The following is a 21022-nucleotide window of genomic DNA, read 5'->3' as shown; positions in this document are numbered from 1 at the left end:
CAAATTTGCAAATTAAAGTCCTCTCCTTTGGCGAGGATTTAGGTGAAGCGGTTATTATTTTACTAACGCCTCGTTATACAGTTTCACATTCTCTTTATGTAACAATTCTACCGGCATTTTAATCACCTTGCGATCATAAGTCATAAAACCGTTCACCTCGCCCTCTACATCGGTGGTTTGGGTATAAACAGCGGCCGAAAGACCGACTTTGATCAACTCCTGCAACCTATCGGTAAAAGTGGTATAGCGTTTTAGCAAATCTTCGCCGTTTTTAAAATTCTGGTAGCCCCAGTTTTTATTAGCCTGCCAGGTGTGGCCATCTACAGGCCAACCCAAACCACCAAACTCGCCCAAAACAACGGCCTTGGTTTTGCCAAAAATTTCTGGCCGCGGCATGGCCGGGTGCGGGTAATTATGCAGATCGACAATGTTACCAGTATCGTAAAAGTTACCACCGCTTGCGCTGTTCACCAATCTTGAGGGGTCTTTTTTCATCGTCCACTCGGTAATCTCCACAGTTTTAAACTGTCCCCAGGCTTCGTTAAATGGCGTCCACACTACAATACAAGGGTAGTTATATAACGAGTTGATAATAGCGTTCCATTCCTTACGGTAATAACCTTCAGACTCCGGCGTACGCTGCTGATCGGTAGCTTTATCTAATACACCGGGGCGGTTTTCCCAGTGATTACCTAAATCGCCGCTCGGCATGTCCTGCCATAGCAACATTCCTGTTTTATCACAATAATTATAGTAACGTGCCGGTTCAACTTTAATGTGTTTACGGATCATGTTAAAGCCCATCGCTTTCAACTGGTCAATATCATAAGCCATCGCTTCATAGGTTGGCGGGGTGTACAAACCATCCGGCCACCAACCCTGGTCAAGCGGGCCGTATTCAAAAACAAATTTGTTATTCAACAACATACGTTGTATGCCATTGGCATCGGCACCAAGCGAAATTTTGCGCATGGCAAAATAACTTTTCACCACATCAACAGGTTTGCTGTTACGTAACAGGGTTATCTCCAAATCATAAAGAAAAGGATCGGTTGTCGACCATAATTTTTCGTCTTTGATGTTTAAAACCGCTGTGCCACCGGCATCAACCGTTTTTTCATCAACCTGGGTTTTACCATCCCAGGCGGTTATCATTAATTTATCGCCAGGCTGGCTATTGCTAACTTCGGCCGAAACCGTAAGTGTGTGATCGTCAATATTGGGGGTTTGTTTGGTGGCTTCAATATGGGTTTTGGTAACACCTTCTAACCATACTGTTTGCCATATACCGGTTACAGGTGTGTACCAGATCCCTTCGGGATTTTTTACCTGTTTACCACGTGGCTGCGGGCCGTCATTTGTTGGGTCCCACACGCTCACTTTAATTTCTTGTTTAGCACCACTTTTTAGATAAGGGGTGATATTAAATGTAAACGGGTCAAAGCCACCTTCGTGTTTACCGGCGCTAACACCATTTACAAAAACTTCGGTACGCCAGTCAACAGCGCCAAAGTGTAGCAGTACATCTTTACCTTTTAAGGTTTTATTGAGGGTGATGGTAGTTTTATACCATAGTATGCTATCCTTACCTACAGTTTTTCCAACACCCGATAAGGCCGATTCAACGGCGAAGGGTACCAGGATTTTACCGGCATAAGCAGTAGGTTCTTTTTCATTTTTGGGTACGATGGCGTAATTCCAAAGACCATTTAAGTTTTGCCAGTTGCCCCTAACCAATTGCGGACGCGGATATTCAGGCAACGGTGCTTTAGGGTCAACCTTATCGGCCCATGGGGTAGTTATATGTGTTTTGATAAGATGCCAATCGCTTTGTTGCGCATTAGCTGATAAGGATGCAGCAAACAAAACTGCCAGGCAAAAATTAGTTTTTTTCATTAGTTTTTATAAACAGATCAATAGAGGGCAATATAAAATTAATACAGGATAGGAAGAAAAAAAGGGGCCATACCACCACAGTACGGCCCCAACCAATTATTAACTTAGAAGGTCACTTTAACCAATGGCGAGAATATCATATCCTCCACCCCGGCTATACGGATACCCACACGGGCATAAACATAGTTTTGCGTAATGGCAAACGTTGGTTTTGCAACGCTTAACGAAATGTTTGACATATCGGTAATTGCCGAACCATCCAAATCGGCTTCGGCAGCATGATCTGCAGGTGATACAAACTGGGTTTTATTTACAAATAAACTTACGGTTTGTATATTTTTAGCCGTAGCATCGGTAATGATTTTTTGGATGCCAAACTTAGCAGCAACATTATTTCCGGAAGCAGTTATAGCCGAATTGGTAATCATGTAATAAGGAGTAACTTCGATATTTACTGTTTGATTTCCTGTAAGCGCGATTGCTATTGTATCCCTGCCACCAGATGGAAGCTCTTTCCATTGGAAAGGTCCCTGGCCGCCTGGAATTGTAAATTTATAGTTGCCGTTAAAGGTTAATACCGAATAATTTCCTTCCTGGTCAAACGTACCAGTTATGGGCGTGTTACCAGCGTAACCTGTTTGATACAGCCTGAAAGGCACCTGGTTATATTCAACGCCTATGGGAGTTCCCTTATACATTAGCTGCCCTTTTAATGTTGTTGACGGTGGCTTAATATTATCCAGCTTGCTGCAAGACGAACCTGCAAGCATGGCGGCTAATATGATGATGTGATGAAATTTGATTTTCATGTGATTCAATTTTTTATTAAACTTATTGATTTGGTTGCCTTACAATTTTAGGGTTGGCTGTTATTATTCCATCGTTAATTTGTGAATAATAGTTTCCTAATCTAAAATTAAGCACACCTGTTACGTTTGATGGCAATACCTCTCTAAATACCCATTTACCATTATTCGCATTACCCGGGTTGTAGTATTTGTAAGGATATAAACCCCATGGCTGCGTGTTTCTTTTTGTTGCAGCACCAATGTTGCTGGTTAAATCGGCCAATGATTCGGTATTACCATCCCAAACTTTGGTCGCTATCCTCCAACGTTTCATATCAAACAGGTTAAGGCCTTCAAATGAAAGCTCGGCACGGCGTTCATGCACAATACGATCAAAATAGTTAGCGCCCGTTAACACCAAAGGTGTTGTAAGGCCGGCCCTTGAACGTACCTGGTTGATATAAGTGGTTGCTGTTGCGTAATCACCTAATTCGGCAGAAGCTTCGGCGGCGTTCAGCAATACTTCGGCATAACGGTAACGGATAAAGTTAACATCGCTACCACGGCCACGGCGACCAGAACCTGTAGTTGGATCAATGTATTTACGGATGTAAAAGCCTGTTTGTGTGCGCAATGGCTCGCCTGTTGGTGTCGGGCCATCTTTACCTACTACTTGTACTAAAGCGTCTGTACCTGGTAGTTTTGCAAGGTGGGTTGCATCATCACTTGATAAAATTGAGCCATCGGCTAAAAGGTAGCCACCCCAAATATCAATAAAGGCTGTTTTAAAGAAAGAGTGTGGCAACATTACTGTACCACCCAAACGCGCGTCGCGGCCGGCAAAAGGATCTTGCTGATCTGTATAATAAATTGGATTGCCGGCGCCATCTTTTGTAGGGATAGGTGCAAATGTATTATCCAGTTTTTCAAAAGATTCAACTAAGTTCAAAGAAGGATCTAAACGACCTGCGTCAGAAGCCTCATCAGATACTGAATATGGCTGATCGCTGGTTGTAAAACCATGGGTTTTACCTGCAAGCGCTTTAAAATCCTCCACCCAGATAGACTCCTGGTTAACAGAACTTTTATCTAAGAAAACAGCTGCAAAATTATCTGAAAGATTTGGCAATACTTTATACAATTTATAAGCACCGGCAGCACCATTGATAATTGCCTGTGCCGCGGTGAGCGCCTTAGTATAATAACCAGCTGCCATGCTTGCCGGGATACCTACTTCGCCGCCGGTTAATGACACCTGCGGAGTAGTAGCGCCGTATTTAGCAATTGAGCCTGCATATAAAGCTGCACGGGCTTCCATAGCAAGCGCGGCGGCTTGTGTAGCTCTTGATTTTTCGCTCGGATCTGTCGGTAATGAGCCTTTAATAGCTTCAGCCTCACTGATCACAAAATCATAAACCTCAGATTCTTTAGCACGTGGTATTTGTAACCCTACTACGTTACCGCTGTTATCATAAGTAAGGGTTTTGGTAATAAGCGGTACACCGCCCATACGTTTAACCATTTCAAAGTAGTAGTTGGCACGTAAAAAACGACCTTCGGCTAAAAACCTGGCTTTATCGGCCGCTAATAATTGGGTGGAGGCATTAAGGTTATCAATAAAAAGGTTAAGGTCGCGGATGTAACCATAATCCCATATTGCCCATGTACCGTAATTCCAGTTACGATTTTGAACAAAATAATACGCGCCGTTGTCTGAAGGGAACGATTCGCCAAAATCGGCAAATGTTGCCCAACCATCGTCGAGGCTCGAAAAGTCTTTTTGCCTGTTATATAAATCGCCTATCACAGATAATACCAACGCCGGATCTGAAAAGGCAGTTTGCGTTGTGATTACCGATTTTGGGGGGACAGTTAAAAAATCGCTATCCTTTTTGCATGATCCTGTAGTTAGCAGGGCTGCAAAACCCATTATTCCTAATATCTTTTTCATGAATATCTGACTTAAAATTTTTATTAAAAGGTTAAGTTAACTCCAAAGTTATAAACCCTGTTTTGCGGAGTCTGCAAACCGTTATCGTCGGCAGTTTCCGGATCAACACCATACTGATGCAGGTTATCAATTGAAAACAAGTTGTAAACGTTGGCGTAAAACCTTGCTCTTTTAATTTTAACCTTTGCTAATAATGATGTTGGTAGTGAGTAACCTAACTCAATTGTTCTGGCTCTTATGTATTTTACGTTATGCAGCCAAAAGGTTGAGTTAACGTTATAATCATAATGGTTGGTGCCTATGTTATTCCTGTTCACAGGGTATTTTCCCGGAATCCAAGTGCTGTTTAAATCGGTAGGATTACTTAGGTGCCAGCTATCGTTAAAAATGGTATTTAAGTTACCATTGTTCTGGAATGCCCATCTTGATTCCCAGTTTTGGTTCCATGAGTAGCCAGACGCGCCAGAAAAATCGGCGTGGAAATCAAACCCTTTATAAGATGCGCCTAAAGTTAAGCCAAAGTTAATGTTTGGCTGAGCGCCTAAACCATACCCAATTGGGCGCGCGTCATTGCCATCAATTTTACCATCGCCGTTTATATCTTTATAAATCAAATCGCCGGGTAAAACGCTGCTGTTGCCTTTGCCATCCTCATTTACTTTATAAGCATTAATCTGCGCTATTGACTGAAACTGCCCGATAACTTCATAACCCCAGGTTTCATTAGCGGTTCTGTTAACCTGCGAGTTTGCGTACTCATCTAACGAGTTACCGAAAGGGTTACTTTTGTTAATGATCGTTTTTTTACGGCTGTAAGAAAAGTTACCACCTACGTTATAACTAACATCACCCACTTTATTAAAGTAAGCTAATGAAATTTCTCCACCGCGCTGCTGATCGCTGTTTTCATTGATACTTGGCAGGCTATAACCTGTTTCCTGTGGCAAAACTACCGCGTAGTTTGTGCCTACCAGACCGGTACGTGCCCTGTTAAAGTAATCGACAGTACCGGTTAAATGGCTGTTAAATAAGCTGAAATCGGCACCAATGTCAAGTATCTTACTTTTAAGCCATGATACGGTATTAACAGGTACGCCTTTGCTTTGTGATGTTGAAACCGCATTACCATCTAATATGGCTATGCTGCCCGCCGCACCTGTATTGTAGTTGTAACCAGATAGGTAACCATAAGGCGCGGTAATTGGGTTATTAGGATTGTTTGGATCACGGTCATCCCCTAAAACACCGTATGACCCCCTGAATTTCAAATCATTAAGCACACTATTATCACCCAATAATTTTTTCATGAAACCTTCCTGGGTAATTCTCCATCCGATAGAGCCGCCTGGGAAATAACCTACACGGTGGGCCGGATCAAATAAATAAGAAGCATCTCTTCTGGCTGATCCTTCAAAATAGTATTTGTTATCGTAGTTGTAGTTTAAACGTGCTACGTAACCTATACGAGCTTCAGAGTCATCACTATCCTGGTAAGTATCTACCGTTGGCAAATAAATTAAAGGCAGGTTGTTTGAAATAGGGCTGGCGTGTAACCAGTTCCTTAAATGCTCAAGGTGGGTGCGTTCTGCAACAAAAGTACCGCCAACAGTGCTTTTACCAAAAGTATTGTTATAGCTTAACTGGAACTGAGTGGTAGTATTCAGTTCTTTACGTTGCTCACGCTCTCTCCATGGATTAGTCACCGCGTGGGTGATGTCGTAATTTTTGGTAGTTTCGTTATAAGTATAAGCATTATAAGTATACTCGTGGTTGTTTAAAAGCTCATCGGCTATGTAATACGAGTAATCATATTTTGCTACCAGGCCTTTCAGGAACGGAGCCGCGTATTCAACGCCAAAGTTGGTTTGCAATACCCTCCAGTCCTGATGGTAAACACCCGATAATTTATCATTTAAGAAAGCATAGTTAGCTTCTGTATGTGGGCCATTATCTCTTAAGTAAGCTGGATTGTCATTAGCATATGGCCTGTCTAACGGGGTGTTTTCAAGGATACCTAATTTAGCCAGAAAATAATCATCGCCGCCCGGTACACCTGGGTTTTCGCGGGTTTCAATACGACCGTTAATGTTTAAGCTAACAGAGAGACCTGAAGCCACTCTTGCTTTAACGTTCGACTGAATGTTTGTTCTTCTGAAATAATATTCAGAACCAGCCTGATCATTCTGGTATAGAGTAGTACCAGCAACATAATAAGTAACCCTGTCATTACCACCAGTCATGTCGCCGTGGAATGAATTTAAAGGAGCACCGTTGTTTTGCAAAATAAACGGTTTCCAGTTAAAGCTTTGGTAACCCGGTTCGGTACCTGCTTTGTACTTAGCCAATTCGGCATCGGTAATAGAAGTGCTTCCGTTGGTTACAACCTGTGCTGCCTGCAGGGCTTTCATATAATCATATGAATTGGTTAACACGTTGGGGAACCTATCCCAATATTGGAAACCTAAGTAAGAGTCAACGTTAATTCTGCTTTCACCCTGTCCTTTTTTTGTGGTTACTACCACAACACCATTACCTGCACGTACACCATATATAGCGGCCGATGCGTCTTTCAACACGGTAACGCTTTCAACGTCGTTTGGTGCAAGATTGTTAAACTGGCCTTCGTCCTGCTGTATACCGTCAATTACGTATAGCGGTGTACCCATGTTACGAATTTGGATACTGGCGCTTGCTCCGGGCCTGCCTTCTGCCTGCCTGAAAGTTACACCAGGAATTTTACCCGCCAAACCAGTACTCACCGTTGAACCGCCGTGAACACGACCAAGATCTTTGCTGGTAACGCTGGAAATGGCACCCGTAATTGATTCCTTTTTTTGCGAGCCGTAACCCGTAACAACAACTTCCTGTAAAGCCGAGTTGCTTGATTTTAAACGCACCCTAATGTTGGTTTGTCCGTTTAGCGGATACTCCAATGCATTAAAGCCAATGTAGGTGAATACCAGTACAGCGTTTGCGTTTGGTACGCTAATGCTAAAATTACCTTTTACATCAGTTGTAGTACCGCCCTGGGTACCACGTATCCTGATAGCTACACCGGTAAGTACCTCACCGGTAGTATCAGAAACGGTACCACTTACTTTCACTTGTGCCGATGCACTAAATGAAACCAGCAGACATGTCATGATAGAAAATAAGATTAGCGTTACTTTTTGGCCCCACTTACTGGGCGGCCATTGCATGCGGGAAGGCCCCCCATGCCTGAGTAGTAAAAATTTTCTCATAAATGATTTATTATTGGTTAATTGTTAATTTTAAAAATGTAAGATTGACATATCTAAAATCACGTTGTAAAGAAAGAGGATTTTGGGGGCTCTTAATTAACCAAAAAGTATCAATAATTAGTCAAAACGTATCATTTTTGATTGTGACGAAAACACCGTTAAGGAATGGCTATATTTGTTTTAAGCTAACCGTTTTGAAACCGATATACTTCATTCTTTTACTATTCATTATTCCCTGTACCCTATGTAATGCGCAGCCTTATTACTTCAGGCATTACCAGGTTGAGCAGGGCTTATCAAACAATACTGTATATAGTAGTATACAGGATAAACAGGGTTTTTTATGGTTTGGCACGCGCGATGGCCTAAACCGTTTTGACGGATACACTTTCAGGGTTTTCAGGCATAACCCCAAAAACAATAAAAGCATCTGCAACAACATGGTGCATGCTCTTGCACTTGATAACGATGGTAATTTATGGGTGGGTACAGATGAGGGGATTGATAAATTTGACAGTAAAACCGAAAGCTTTTCGCAGATTAACCCCCTAAACAAAAATGGTGTAAGGGCCATAACTTTTGATAAATACAACAATTGCTGGTACGTAGCCGGAGCATCGCTCATCAAGTACGATCAAAAAACGCTTAAAATTACCGATTACTATAACCAGCAGCATTTTGATGCCACGGGAATCACTCAAAACAATAATGGTTATTTATGGATTTCATCGGCAAACGGCACCATCGAGCGCCTGGACACCGCTTCCAACCGGTTTAGAAGCTATAGTGTTATTAACCATTCAAACTGGGCCCCTACAAACTTTATCGAAAAACTGTTTAGTCCGGCCAGCAATAAAATATTTATAGCAACATCGGGCCAGGGGTTTAAAATTTTTGACTGTACCACCGGCACTTATACCGACGCGCTTACCTATAACCCCAATAAAACCGGGGTATATGTAAGGGATATTGCAAAATATAACGACAACGAATTTTGGCTGGCGACAGAGTCAGGTATATTTATATATGATGCCCAACATGGCACATTTACCAATTTAAAGAAAAAGTATAACGATCCTTATAGCATATCAGACAATGCCGTTTATACCCTTTGCCGTGATGTTGAAGGAGGCATATGGGCCGGTACTTATTTTGGCGGCGTAAATTATTATCCCAAACAATACTCCACCTTTAACAAAATTTATCCCGGCGATGAAAAAAACTCGCTTAAAGGCAACGTTGTGCGGGAAATTTGTAAAGACGATTACGGAAACCTTTGGATGGGTACCGAAGATAACGGCTTGAATAAACTAAGCGCCGATAAACGTACCTGGACGCATTACCTACCCGGCGGCGAAACCGATATTTCAAACACCAACATTCATGGCCTGATGCCCGACGGTAAAGATTTGTTCATAGGCACATTTGAACGCGGGCTTGATGTTATGGATATACCAACCGGCAAAGTTGTTAAGGTTTATCTTGCCGGTAAAGACAATAAAACGCTCAAGAGTAATTTTGTGATCTGCTTTCGTAAAACGCGCAACGGAGATATTTATGTAGGGGCTACCAGGGGCTTTTACCTGTACAACCGCAAAGCGCATGATTTTATACCGATTGACAAAATTCCCCCATACGATTTTATCTATGATATTATTGAAGACCACGCCGGTAAAATTTGGGTGGCCACCGTACGCGATGGAATTTATACTTATGATCCTGTAAAAAACACCAGTATCCATTTGCAGGATACTTACCCTGTTAAAAATGCCATAAATGGATCTACCGTAAATGGCGCGTTTGAAGATAGTAACCATACCCTTTGGTTTGCAACAGACGGGCTTGGCTTGTGGCGCTATAACCCGGCAAAAAAGGTGTTTAAATTTTACGATCTGGATAATGGCTTGCCAAGTAACTACATCTTCCGGATGTTGGAAGACGACAACAAAAACCTGTGGATCAGCACTTCCCGCGGATTGGTTTGTTTTAACATCGTTACCGATGCCATTAAAGTTTACACCAAGGCAAACGGCTTGTTAAGTGATCAGTTTAATTACAACTCGGCATTTAAAGATACCGATGGCACCATGTATTTTGGCTGTGTTAAAGGCATGATTAGTTTTAACCCTTCATCCTTTAGCGTTAATAATTACATAGCACCGGTGCTTATTACCGGTTTTCAAGTATATAACCAGGAAATTTTGGTAAATGGTGCCGACTCCCTACTGAGTAAATCAATCATCTACACTTCAAAAATTAACTTAAATCATAACCAATCCTCCTTCAGTATTGATTTTGCCGCGTTGAGCTTTCCTTCGCCCGAAATGACGCAATATAAATACATGATGAAGGGGCTTGATAAAGGCTGGACAGATTTAAAACGAAACCGGAAAGTGTACTTTACGCAACTACAACCGGGCCATTATACCTTTATTGTTAAAGCGGCCAGCAACAATGGCATCTGGACATCAAAAGAAACTTCGCTCGAAATAGATATCGCGCCACCATTTTGGGCAAGTACACTGGCTTATATGCTCTATTCTTTGCTCCTGGCATCAATAATTTATTACCTGCTCAGGGAATACCATCACCGGAATAAGCTTAAAAACGACCGACTTATTGAAATTTTAGAAAGCGATAAGGAAAAACAAATTTACAATGCCAAAATTGAGTTTTTTACCAACGTAGCCCACGAGATACGCACACCGTTGACTTTGATAAAAGGGCCAATGGAAAAGGTGATCAAAAAATCTGAGCACGTACCGGATATTCAAAACAATTTGAAGATCATGGAAAAAAATACCAACAGGCTGCTCGATTTAACTAACCAACTGTTGGATTTCAGAAAAACGGAAACCAATGGCTTCAGCCTTAATTTTGTAAAATCGAACATAGCCGAGCTGCTTGACGATGCCTTTTTAAGGTTTAAGCCAATGGCCGAGCAGCGAAATCAAAGCTATACATTGCAACTACCTGTGAAATGTCTTTACGCCTATGTAGATATTGAAGCTTTTACCAAGATCATAAGCAACCTTATCAACAATGCCATAAAATACGGCAATTCTATTATTGAAATTGAGTTGTTAAAAGCCGAAGATACCGATAACACCTTTACCATTGAAATACGGAACAATGGCTACATAGTGCCTTATGAAATGCGAGAGAAGATTTTTGAACCGTTTTTCAGGATGAAGGAATCTGAGAAACAAATAGGCACAGGTATTGGTCTTTCACTATCCCGATCGCTGGCCGAATTACACAAAGGGCTGTTGGTGTTGAATAAATCTATTAACAATTTTAATATATTTAACTTAACATTGCCGATACACCAGGAAGAGGAGTTTGATCTTAACAACACTCCGGATGATTACGAACCGATTGATACCGTTAAAGAGGAGAATTTTGACTTTATGAAACCGATTATACTTTTAGTTGACGATAACCCCGAAATATTGGATTTTATTGCCGATGACCTGAGTGATAAATATGCAATTATAAAGGCGGTTAATGGCCAGGAAGCCCTGGATATGATTGAAATAGAAAATATTCAACTCATCATCAGCGATGTGATGATGCCGGGTATTGATGGATTTGAACTATGTAAACGCATCAAAACCAATTTTGATTACAGCCACATCCCTATCATACTGTTAACCGCAAAAAATACGTTGCAAAGCAAAATTGAAGGTTTGGAAGTTGGTGCAGATGCTTATATAGAAAAGCCGTTTTCGCCAGAGCATTTACAGGTGCAGATAGCCAACCTGCTTATTAATCGTAATAAAATAAAAGATCATTTCGCGAGTTCGCCGCTGGCCAATATTAAAACCATGGCCTACTCCAAGCCCGATGAAAGCTTTTTAGACAGGCTGAATGCGGTTATTAACCACAATATTCAAAACCCCGATCTGGATGTTGAGCATATCGCCAATCTCATGAACATGAGCAAGCCAACGCTTTACAGAAAGGTAAAGGCTATATCAAACCTTAGTATTAACGAATTAATCAACATAACCCGCTTAAAAGCCGCCGCTAAACTTTTGGAAGATGGAGACTATAAGGTTTACGAAGTAGCCAACATGGTGGGTTACAGCTCTCAATCGCACCTGGGCCGTAACTTTTTAAAACAGTTTGGCACCACCCCTACCGAGTATCAGCAAAACAAAAAGAATCAAAAGATTAAAACTTACTAAGAGAGACTGTTTAAGCCCTCATGAAATACCGATAGTGGTCAGGAATATAAAGCGATGAGAGACTTACGAAGTTTTAAAAACTTCGTAAGTCTGTTTTTTTTAAAACTTCGCTTATACGCTAAATTGCGGCATATCTTCTACTTACGTGTTTTCAGCTTTGTAAGCGCAAACTCCCCTATCCTGTTACCTTCGTCAACGCCGTTTGTTATAGATGGCATGTAGTGTATACCGCCATAAAACCTGCTGATAGAAGCTTCCGCCGCGGCATCTTTAAAAGATTTGAACTTGCGTGGCGGGATACTAAATTCAACCTCTGTAGAATCGGTAAAGGCAAAATTATCGCCAAACAATTTGGTCAACACCACTGCCGACGCGTTTGAAACCACGCTATGCCCGCTGGTATACTCCGGGAAAGGCGGAGTTTGCAGTAAGGGCATCCAGTTTTGATCAATATATTGGTTAATATAAGTTTCGGGGCGAATTACACGGCTTTTATATTTTTCGTCCCAGCAATTGATAAAACTATCTGCAATAACAGCCGACATGAAGGCATATATTTGGGCTGTGCGCACATAATCGGCTTTGGCTTTGCGGCAAACTATACCCGTAATGTTGATCCAATGCCCCCCCGGCGAAATCTTTTTGGTGGCGAACATGGTGTGCCCGTTGTTATTAACTTTAAATGGGTTATCATCCCAATATGTTGCAATAGTTGATTGCTGTTCTGTTAAATGCAAGCCGGTATCGTGTACAGCCATGGCCAGTTTATAAAAATAGCTCTCGGGCTTCATTGAAAAATCAACCGCTTTGGCAGGCTTAAACTGCTGCGCCGAATCGAGCAAAAAAGGACGAATCTCGTTCCAGTGCGGCTCAACGCCCTTCATATAGGCGGGCGGCGTCGGTTTCCAACTGGCATCATCGGTTTGCACATCGTATTTTGATAACGAACGGGTGTGCTTGTAGTTATCTTTAGCAGCCCATTTTAAAATTCTATCGGCTATTAATTTACCGTAGGTTATGGAATTATCATAAACATCGCCTGGCATGCCCGTATTTTTAAATTCCTGCATTAAGCCATCGTGAAATGTCTCAATGCGGCCTTCAGACATAACCAGTATTTTGCCCACCGTTAAAATAGCGTGAGCCGCCGCCAAGGTATAACAATATTTTTTGCCCGGCTCTGGTTGGGGAATAGAATCCAGCCCTTTTAGCTGTCCGGCTAAAGAGAGGTAGCTTTTATCACCGTTCCTGGCCGCCTCATAACCGGCAACGGTAATATACGCGTAAATACGGCTGGCCACCGGCGGCGAATAAATATCGTGCAACATCACCTCGGTAACCTCCTTAACCGAGCGATGGATATACTCGGCACTCTCCGCCGGTTTTTTCCATTGATTATTGGAATTACATGAACTGGTTAATAATAAAACAGTAGTACAAACTGCAAGGTAAAGTTTCTTCATATGTTGGGTAACAATGTTTTAAATCAAGGTTAATTGGCCCCGAATGGGGTAGCTGTCAAAGCTAATAGTAAATCTATAAACAAATATTAAGCGATACAATTTGACGAAGTTTTGATACCATTTGCAGAATGGATAAATTTAAAATCAGTTTTCTTTACGTACGCTTACTGTATAACGTTCAGTAAGTTAAAGCTTAACCAAAGCATAAAACCAATTTAAACCATTACGGCATTTATATGGATAAAACTTTACCAAACAAGTTTAAACTTTTTGTCACATCGTTACTTTTTTTAGCATCGGGTTGTTCGCATCAGCAAGACGGCAATACCCTTTTTAAACTGCTCCCCGCATCAGAAACCGGCATCGATTTTAAAAATACTTTAACACCAAGTGATAGTATCAATATTCTTAATCACCCCTATTTATACAACGGTGCAGGCGTAGGCATAGGCGACTTTAACCACGATGGCTTGCCCGATGTTTATTTCGCGGGCAATATGGTGGCCAACAAATTATTCCTCAACAAAGGCGATCTGAAATTTAAAGATGTTACCGACATAGCCGGTGTAGACGGCGAAGGCAAATGGAGCGCTGGCGTATCTGTTATAGATATAAATAACGACGGTTGGCCGGATATTTATGTTTGCGCCTCGTTTAAATCGGACCCCGAAAAAAGGCGCAACATGCTGTACATAAACCAGGGGAATAACAAAGATGGTGTACCCACATTTAAAGACGAAGCTAAGGCCTACGGACTTGATGACGACGGTTATAGCACCCAGGCCATATTTTTTGACTATGACCATGACGGCGACCTGGATATGTACCTGCTTACCAACTTTTTGGGCAAAACCACCCCTGTTGCCTATCGCCCTAAGCTCGTTGATGGCAGTGCAGAAAATAACGACAGGCTTTACCGCAACAATGGCAACGGCACCTTTACCAATGTAACCAAGGAGGCCGGCATTTTAATAGAAGGCTTTGGCAATTCAGTATCGGTAACGGACATTAACAACGATGGCTGGCCGGATATTTATGTGGGTAACGATTTTATATCAAACGACTTACTTTACATCAACAATAAAAACGGAACTTTTACCAACCGTGCCGGCGAATATTTTAAACACACCGGATGGAGTGTTATGGGTAGCGACATTGTGGATATTAACAATGACGGCTTGCCAGATTTGGTTTCGTTAGAGATGCTGCCCGAAGAAAATGTACGCAAGAAAACTATGCTGATGGGTGATAATTACATCACCTACATCGACAATGAAAAATATAAATATGAACACCAATACATTCGTAACGTATTGCAGTTAAACCAGGGACAAACGCCCATGGGACATACCCAATTTAGCGAAATTGCCTACATGGCCGGCATTTACCAAACAGATTGGAGCTGGACGCCTCTTGTTGCCGATTTTGATAACGATGGTTTCCGCGATATGGTGATTACTAATGGCTATCCGCGTGATGTGACTGACCTTGACCACGCCCTTTACAGTAACGACCAAGGGCGTACGGTTAAAGAAAATCGCAATCTTGCAGCAGCAGACTCTTTCCCGGTTGTAAAAACGGCCAGCTATGCTTTTAAAAACCAAGGTGGTTACATGTTTGCCGATCAATCTAAAAACTGGGGTATTGTTAAACCCACATTCTCAACCGGTGGTGTTTATGCCGATCTGGACAATGATGGCGACTTAGACCTGGTAATCAATAATATAGACGATGATGCTTTTGTGTACGAAAACACCGCTAACAACAAAAAACAGGTTGCCAAGGATCATAATTACCTTACGGTTAACTTACAGGGCGATAGTAAAAACATTGGCGGCATAGGTGCAACTATACGCGTTTATTACCAGGGCAAACAACAGTTTTATGACCAGCAGCCTTGTCGTGGTTATATGAGTACCGATGATGCCAAAGGGCACTTTGGAATTGGCGCGGCTACAAACGTTGATTCATTGCGCGTTCGCTGGGCCGATGGCAAAACGCAGTTACTTCAAAATATTAAAGCCAATCAAACCATAACGCTGCAATATAAAAACAGCGCGGGGAATTATCCGGTAATAAACATGGTAAAAGAAAAACCGGTGTTTCAGCAGGCATCAAACCAGCTGGGTATTAAATATGTACACCAGGAAAAGGATGCCATAGATTATAATATTCAGCCTACCCTACCCCACAAGTTAAGCCAATACGGGCCGTGTATTGCCGTGGGCGACATTGACAACAACGGCTACGACGACTTTTTTGTAGGCGGTGCGGCCGGTAAAAAAGGCGTATTTTTTATGCAAAGTGCCGATGGTAAATTTACCATGGATACCAAACGCTTCATCAACGAAGATTTGAAGGAAGAAGAAGATATGGGTGCTTTACTGTTTGACGCCAACAATGACGGTTTTCTTGACCTATACGTGGTAAGCGGCAGCTACGAGTTCCCTAAAGACCATACCACCGCCCAGGATCGTTTGTATATCAACAATGGTAAAGGAATGTTCAAAAAAGATTTCAGTGCTGTACCTGTTGAGTATGACAATGGTTCATGCGTTCGCGCTGCTGATTTTGATCGCGATGGTAAGCTTGATCTGTTTGTTGGCGGTCGTTCTGTCTCCGGTGCTTATCCTTCATCGCCTGTAAGCCATATACTACACAACGAAGGAGGCAAATTCACCGACGTTACCGCGCAGCTTTGTCCCGATCTGGTTCATGGCGGTATGATTACCGATGCTTTATGGTCGGATTTTGATAAAGACGGCCTGGTTGATTTAATTGTGGTTGGTGAGTGGATGCCCATGACTTTTTACAAAAATACGGGGCATGGCTTCACCAAAATACAATCGGGTATTGATGACCACGTAGGCTGGTGGAACAGCATCGTTGCCGGCGATTTTAACAATGACGGCAATATTGATTACGTAGCCGGCAACCTTGGGCAAAACTCCAACTACAAAGCCTCGTTTACCCAACCTATGACTATTTTGGGTAAAGATGTTGATGGCAACGGCTCATTTGATGCCATGATATTTTGCTACATGAAAGCAGACGATGGTTCTCAAAAACCTTTCCCGATGCATACCAGGGACGATTTGATCAGTCAGCTTATCTCTATCCGTAAAAAATACCCCACCTACCGTGGCTTTGGCCAGGCTACCATGGATGATTTATGGAGCGCGACTGATAAAGAGGGGGCCGTAATTTTAAAAGCTACCGATATGAATACCAGCTTTATTGAAAATAAAGGCAACGGTAAATTCAGCATCAAAGCTATGCCGCTGGCAACCCAAATGGCTCCTGTATACGGCATGGTAGCAAAAGATATCGACCACGATGGCAACCTCGACCTGGTAATGGTTGGTAACGATTTTGGGATGGAACCCTTTACCGGGCGCCATGACGCATTTATGGGTTTAATGATGAAAGGCAACGGTAAAGGTGGTTTCGCGCCGCTGTCCATAGCCCAAAGCGGTTTATTTGTTAATGGCGATGCCAAAGGACTGGCAACCATTCAATCGGCAAACGGAGGTGATATTTTTGTAGCCACCCAAAACCAGGATAGCCTAAAGGTTTACAAGCCTGTAAATAACACCCGTAAAAGATCAATTAAACTTAAGCCAGATGATTTTTATGCCGATATCGTTTATAAAAACAACAGCAAAAAAAGGATTGAATTTTATTATGGTTCAGGCTACCTGTCACAGTCATCACGAAGTTTTGAAATTGATGCTGACGTGGCGAAGATTACCATAACAGGATATAGCGGAAAGAAAAGAGAAGTAAATTATTAATACCGTAGGGTACTGTGGCTAAAGACTTACGAAGTTTTGAAAACTTCGTAAGTCTGGCTATACAGCTTTACACCGCATTCAATTATTTCACCTGCGACGAATAGCTTGGTTTTACCTCGAAGCTAAAGGCTTGGCTACCAGCTTCGCCCGTTGGTGTGATTCCCTGTACTACTCCTATGTACTTCCCCGGTTGATCTGATGTATAAAACGAAATTTGCTTTTTCCCGTCCGCGCCTGTATTAATTGAAGGCGACCAATATAGCACATTCCTAAAATCGGGCATGTGGCTGGCGGCTTGCTCATCGGTAGCATATACCGGCGAATAAAACTGGCGTTGCTGTTGTAATCCTTCATAATCCAATACAACGGCATGCGGATCAATTTCGGCACCGGCCAAATCCCCTTTGTAACTGGTTAAACTAAAGATGCCGTGTTCATAAGAAGCTCCAAGCGAATAATTATAAGGAACATCTTCTAACTTGCGAATCTTAAGGGGATCGATCGCGAAAACCTTGTTCAGGTTGAAAAATGGTACACCATCCACCAGCATCATGGGGTCCTCATCAGATAAATAGCCGATACCTACGCCGGTAACTGTATGTACGTGAAACTGTTTGCCGGTATGTACCACATTGGCTTCCCTGATGTATTCCCGCATCACTTCTTCCATGGTGGTAAACCGTGTATAATTATCTAAAAGGTAAGTTTTATAAGGATGACCATAAAAAGCCGCGCTATCAACTTTTGGAGTGTCAAACTGCTTCATTCTGGTGCCGTTATAAATATTTTGTACCTGCATAGCTAATGCCTGATCTTCAAAAGTATTTTGCATGGCGGGCGTAATATTTAAACGGGGCACTATCAATTTAACGTACTGCTCAGAAAATGGCGTCAGGATTTCTATACGATAGTTGGTATCTACATTAGTATTAGTTTCGGCTACAATTTCATTTTGCCCGTAAAACTTTTTGATATTAAATACCAGCTTGCCACGGGCATCGCTTTTTGCTGCAGTAAGTTGTACATGTTTGCCAGGAATACCGAGATAGGCAATGATATCTTTTGCGGGCTGATTGGTTATTTTATCTGTTAGTTTTCCTGTAATAATTGGCCCATTAAACTCGGGTAAAAAATTAAATACGGGCATCTTACCAGCCAAAACATCATCCCATGCAAAACTACGCCATCCTTGTGTAAGCATCAGGTTATCGGCGGCTTCGTCTGTTACAGCATTCGCATTGCTGAAATAATACCCTGGCGATTCAATACTGCCTCTCAAATCGGCCCTTAACCATAAATAGCTTAAAATATCTTCCTGATCATTACGCTGTAGCGAATCGAGCTTATAAACCGAGAAAGAGAGATCGGCAAGAGCGGGTTTGCCACCCGGTGCTCTTGTATCTAAAGTAACATTTACTTTTTTACGAATAGCGTAATCAGGGGCATTGCTAACCGCGTTGATGGTTAGCTTTTTTGCCGGACGTTTAAAAAACAAACGCTCGCAAACGGGCTTTTTGTCTGCATTAAAAATAGTGATCTGCGAAATTCCTTCGCCAAGTTTGCTCTTATCTATTAAAAAACTGGCAACACCATTTGATACCGCGGCGCTTTCAACCCTTTTAATTAGGTTATGGGTTTGTGCAAACAGGTAAACATTTTGATCCGGCAAATTTGTATTCACGGTAACAGTTAGTTGACCGTTTCCACTATCTTTCAAGCCCATTACGTAACCTGTTGAATTAATAGCAGGGAAATCTTCGTTTATTTTTTTGCCGTCTATAAAAACCACCGCATGGTAAACAGCATTGCTTTCGGGCTTAAAAATAAAGTGCCCTATACCAAATTTAAGCGGTACAAAACGCGCCACGGTATCATTCTTTTGATTTAAAACGGCTCCTCTAAAAGCTACGCTTTTGCCGTATTGATCCGTGGCCTTTACACCTACCACACTGCTAATGCCGCTAACAAGCTTACCGCCTTCGGGGAAAAACTGGATATCAAAAGAACTTTCAACTGGTTTTCCGGCAGCATCCGGACTTTTGAGTGGGTTGATGATAGCCAGTTGTTTGGAAAAATAACAATCGGCACTAAAATTTTTCATCAAACTGGTATATGCCCTTAGCGTAAAATTCCCTGTTGATAGATTAACAGGTATATAAACCGAGCCACTGCCCGTTCCGGCTTCTAAAGCTACCTTAGTTTGCAATACGGGGTTCTGTTTATCATCAAGCAGCTCAACATAGGCAACTTTGCTTAAATCGAGCGGTTTCATAAAAATCCCGTCAACATCATATATTTTAAACCAAAGTACCTCGCCTGCTGTATAGCCATTTTTATCTGTGTGCAGGTAAAGCTTTTCCTGCAAAACATCCGCATTGTAATTATTAAAACCTTGCTGCACATCGGTAAGCACCTGCGCATGAAGTTTTATAGCAGTTAACAATACAAAAGCGAGAAAAAGAAGGTTATTTTTCTTCATAACTATTCATTTCTTTTATTTCCAATACAACGGTTTCTTATTAGTGCCTCTTAAGGTGCAATCAACACAATAAGGTTTTGCCGATTTCATGGCATAGGGCTTGGTAATGGTATCGATGGGCGTTTCTATGCCTGTATATATAAACTCCTTTACCTGTTTTTCGATATAGGGTGGAAAGCCACCTGGCAAGGGGTTGTCGTATAGTTCAACAATAATAGCGCAGCCGTCATAAAAACTTAAATCGGGGAGCCAGCTTGCAGGTAAATTTTTATTGTAAATAAAAATACGTTTTTGCGTTACAGCACCTATGGTTACATAGCCAATAACAGGCTCTGCAGAGTTAGTAACACTATGAATATTACCCGTTAACTCCGAGGGTTGCGGGTCAAAAACCCCACCTACCTGTCCCGAGTTTTTCTTTAAAAGGTCATAGTAATTGAAGGCATCGCTGGTTAAAGCATATTGTTTAACCAAGACGCTTAACTCAATCCGTAGTTTTTCTGAGCTTGGCAGGATAAAAGCCACCTCCTGGTTACTTATCTTATCTTCAGATAGTTTTGCCGATGATCCTAAAATAATAGTACTCGATGAATCTGTTACCCAGCAGTTATAAACCTGCTGCTCCGGCGTGCGTAATGCCGAGGTATCCGGCTGAACAACAATATATTTAGATTCGTATTTTGACTGAACCTGGTAAGTGTTAATATAATCCCAGCGGTAATATTTTGTATTATTGGCGGCATCATGCGTATTAACTTTAATACTTAAACCACTACCTTCTATTTGATAATTTACGCTATCAACCGGCGGAGAATTTTTTACAGGCACGTAATCTGACAGGTACTGTTTACCACTGCTGGTAATAATTTTTAACCTATAGGTTTGACTACCTGATAAATTCAGCGGAGCGCATACATAGCTACCCTTATCTTTGGCTGTTAAGGCATAACTACTTCCGTCCTTGCCCTCAACCGATACCTTTGCACCAAGTTCGGGGCTTGCCTTTGCATTGCCGGTTAAGCTTACCGTACGGCTAAGGGTGATAAAAGTACTATCGCCTACAGCAATATGCCCGTCAAAAACCAAATAACTTGTAGATGTTACCGCAACCGGTACAGGAATTTGTTTTTTGCAGGCTGTAATAATTGTTATACCTATTAATATATATAATGCCTTCTTCATAACTTAACTGTTATCCCTTCAATTTTCATATCCATAA

General features: G+C 41.9%; 9 protein-coding genes. 2 read left to right on the top strand and 7 right to left on the bottom strand.

The window, feature by feature from the left end; all coding sequences use genetic code 11:
- Nucleotides 1–54 precede the first annotated feature (54 nt).
- From QWZ17_RS19850 to QWZ17_RS19835, 4 genes are all read right to left on the bottom strand, one after another.
- Nucleotides 55–1896, bottom strand: a complete 1842-nt coding sequence (locus QWZ17_RS19850) for a glycoside hydrolase family 2 protein (protein WP_290307045.1) — start codon at nucleotides 1894–1896, stop codon at nucleotides 55–57.
- 104 nt (nucleotides 1897–2000) lie between these two features.
- The gene (locus QWZ17_RS19845) at nucleotides 2001–2705 is read right to left on the bottom strand and encodes a DUF3823 domain-containing protein (RefSeq protein WP_290307044.1); all 705 of its coding nucleotides are present in this window, start codon (nucleotides 2703–2705) and stop codon (nucleotides 2001–2003) included.
- A 22-nt stretch (nucleotides 2706–2727) separates the two neighbouring features.
- A complete protein-coding gene (locus QWZ17_RS19840; RefSeq protein ID WP_290307043.1) occupies nucleotides 2728–4635 on the bottom strand; it encodes a RagB/SusD family nutrient uptake outer membrane protein in 1908 nt (635 codons plus the stop codon).
- A 23-nt stretch (nucleotides 4636–4658) separates the two neighbouring features.
- The gene (locus QWZ17_RS19835) at nucleotides 4659–7877 is read right to left on the bottom strand and encodes a SusC/RagA family TonB-linked outer membrane protein (RefSeq protein ID WP_290307042.1); all 3219 of its coding nucleotides are present in this window, start codon (nucleotides 7875–7877) and stop codon (nucleotides 4659–4661) included.
- 194 nt (nucleotides 7878–8071) lie between these two features.
- Between QWZ17_RS19835 and QWZ17_RS19830 the strand changes: the two genes are divergently transcribed.
- A complete protein-coding gene (locus tag QWZ17_RS19830) occupies nucleotides 8072–12067 on the top strand; it encodes a hybrid sensor histidine kinase/response regulator transcription factor (RefSeq protein WP_290307041.1) in 3996 nt (1331 codons plus the stop codon).
- 137 nt (nucleotides 12068–12204) lie between these two features.
- Here the strand turns inward: QWZ17_RS19830 and QWZ17_RS19825 are convergent, their stop codons facing one another.
- A complete protein-coding gene (locus QWZ17_RS19825) occupies nucleotides 12205–13530 on the bottom strand; it encodes a vanadium-dependent haloperoxidase (RefSeq protein WP_290307040.1) in 1326 nt (441 codons plus the stop codon).
- A 236-nt stretch (nucleotides 13531–13766) separates the two neighbouring features.
- Between QWZ17_RS19825 and QWZ17_RS19820 the strand changes: the two genes are divergently transcribed.
- The gene (locus QWZ17_RS19820; RefSeq protein ID WP_290307039.1) at nucleotides 13767–17324 is read left to right on the top strand and encodes a VCBS repeat-containing protein; all 3558 of its coding nucleotides are present in this window, start codon (nucleotides 13767–13769) and stop codon (nucleotides 17322–17324) included.
- A gap of 82 nt (nucleotides 17325–17406) precedes the next feature.
- Here QWZ17_RS19820 and QWZ17_RS19815 read toward each other — a convergent pair whose 3' ends face one another.
- On the bottom strand, nucleotides 17407–19803 hold the full coding sequence (locus QWZ17_RS19815; RefSeq protein WP_290307038.1) for a hypothetical protein: 2397 nt from the start codon (nucleotides 19801–19803) through the stop codon (nucleotides 17407–17409).
- Nucleotides 19804–19818: 15 nt separating this feature from the next.
- Nucleotides 19819–20985: a DUF4249 domain-containing protein gene (locus tag QWZ17_RS19810; protein ID WP_290307037.1), complete on the bottom strand. Its 1167-nt coding sequence runs from the start codon at nucleotides 20983–20985 to the stop codon at nucleotides 19819–19821.
- Between the last annotated feature and the right edge of the window lie 37 nt (nucleotides 20986–21022).

This window comes from Mucilaginibacter flavus (genome assembly GCF_030409315.1).
Classification (GTDB): domain Bacteria; phylum Bacteroidota; class Bacteroidia; order Sphingobacteriales; family Sphingobacteriaceae; genus Mucilaginibacter; species Mucilaginibacter flavus.
This window is presented reverse-complemented; position numbering and strand designations above follow the sequence as displayed.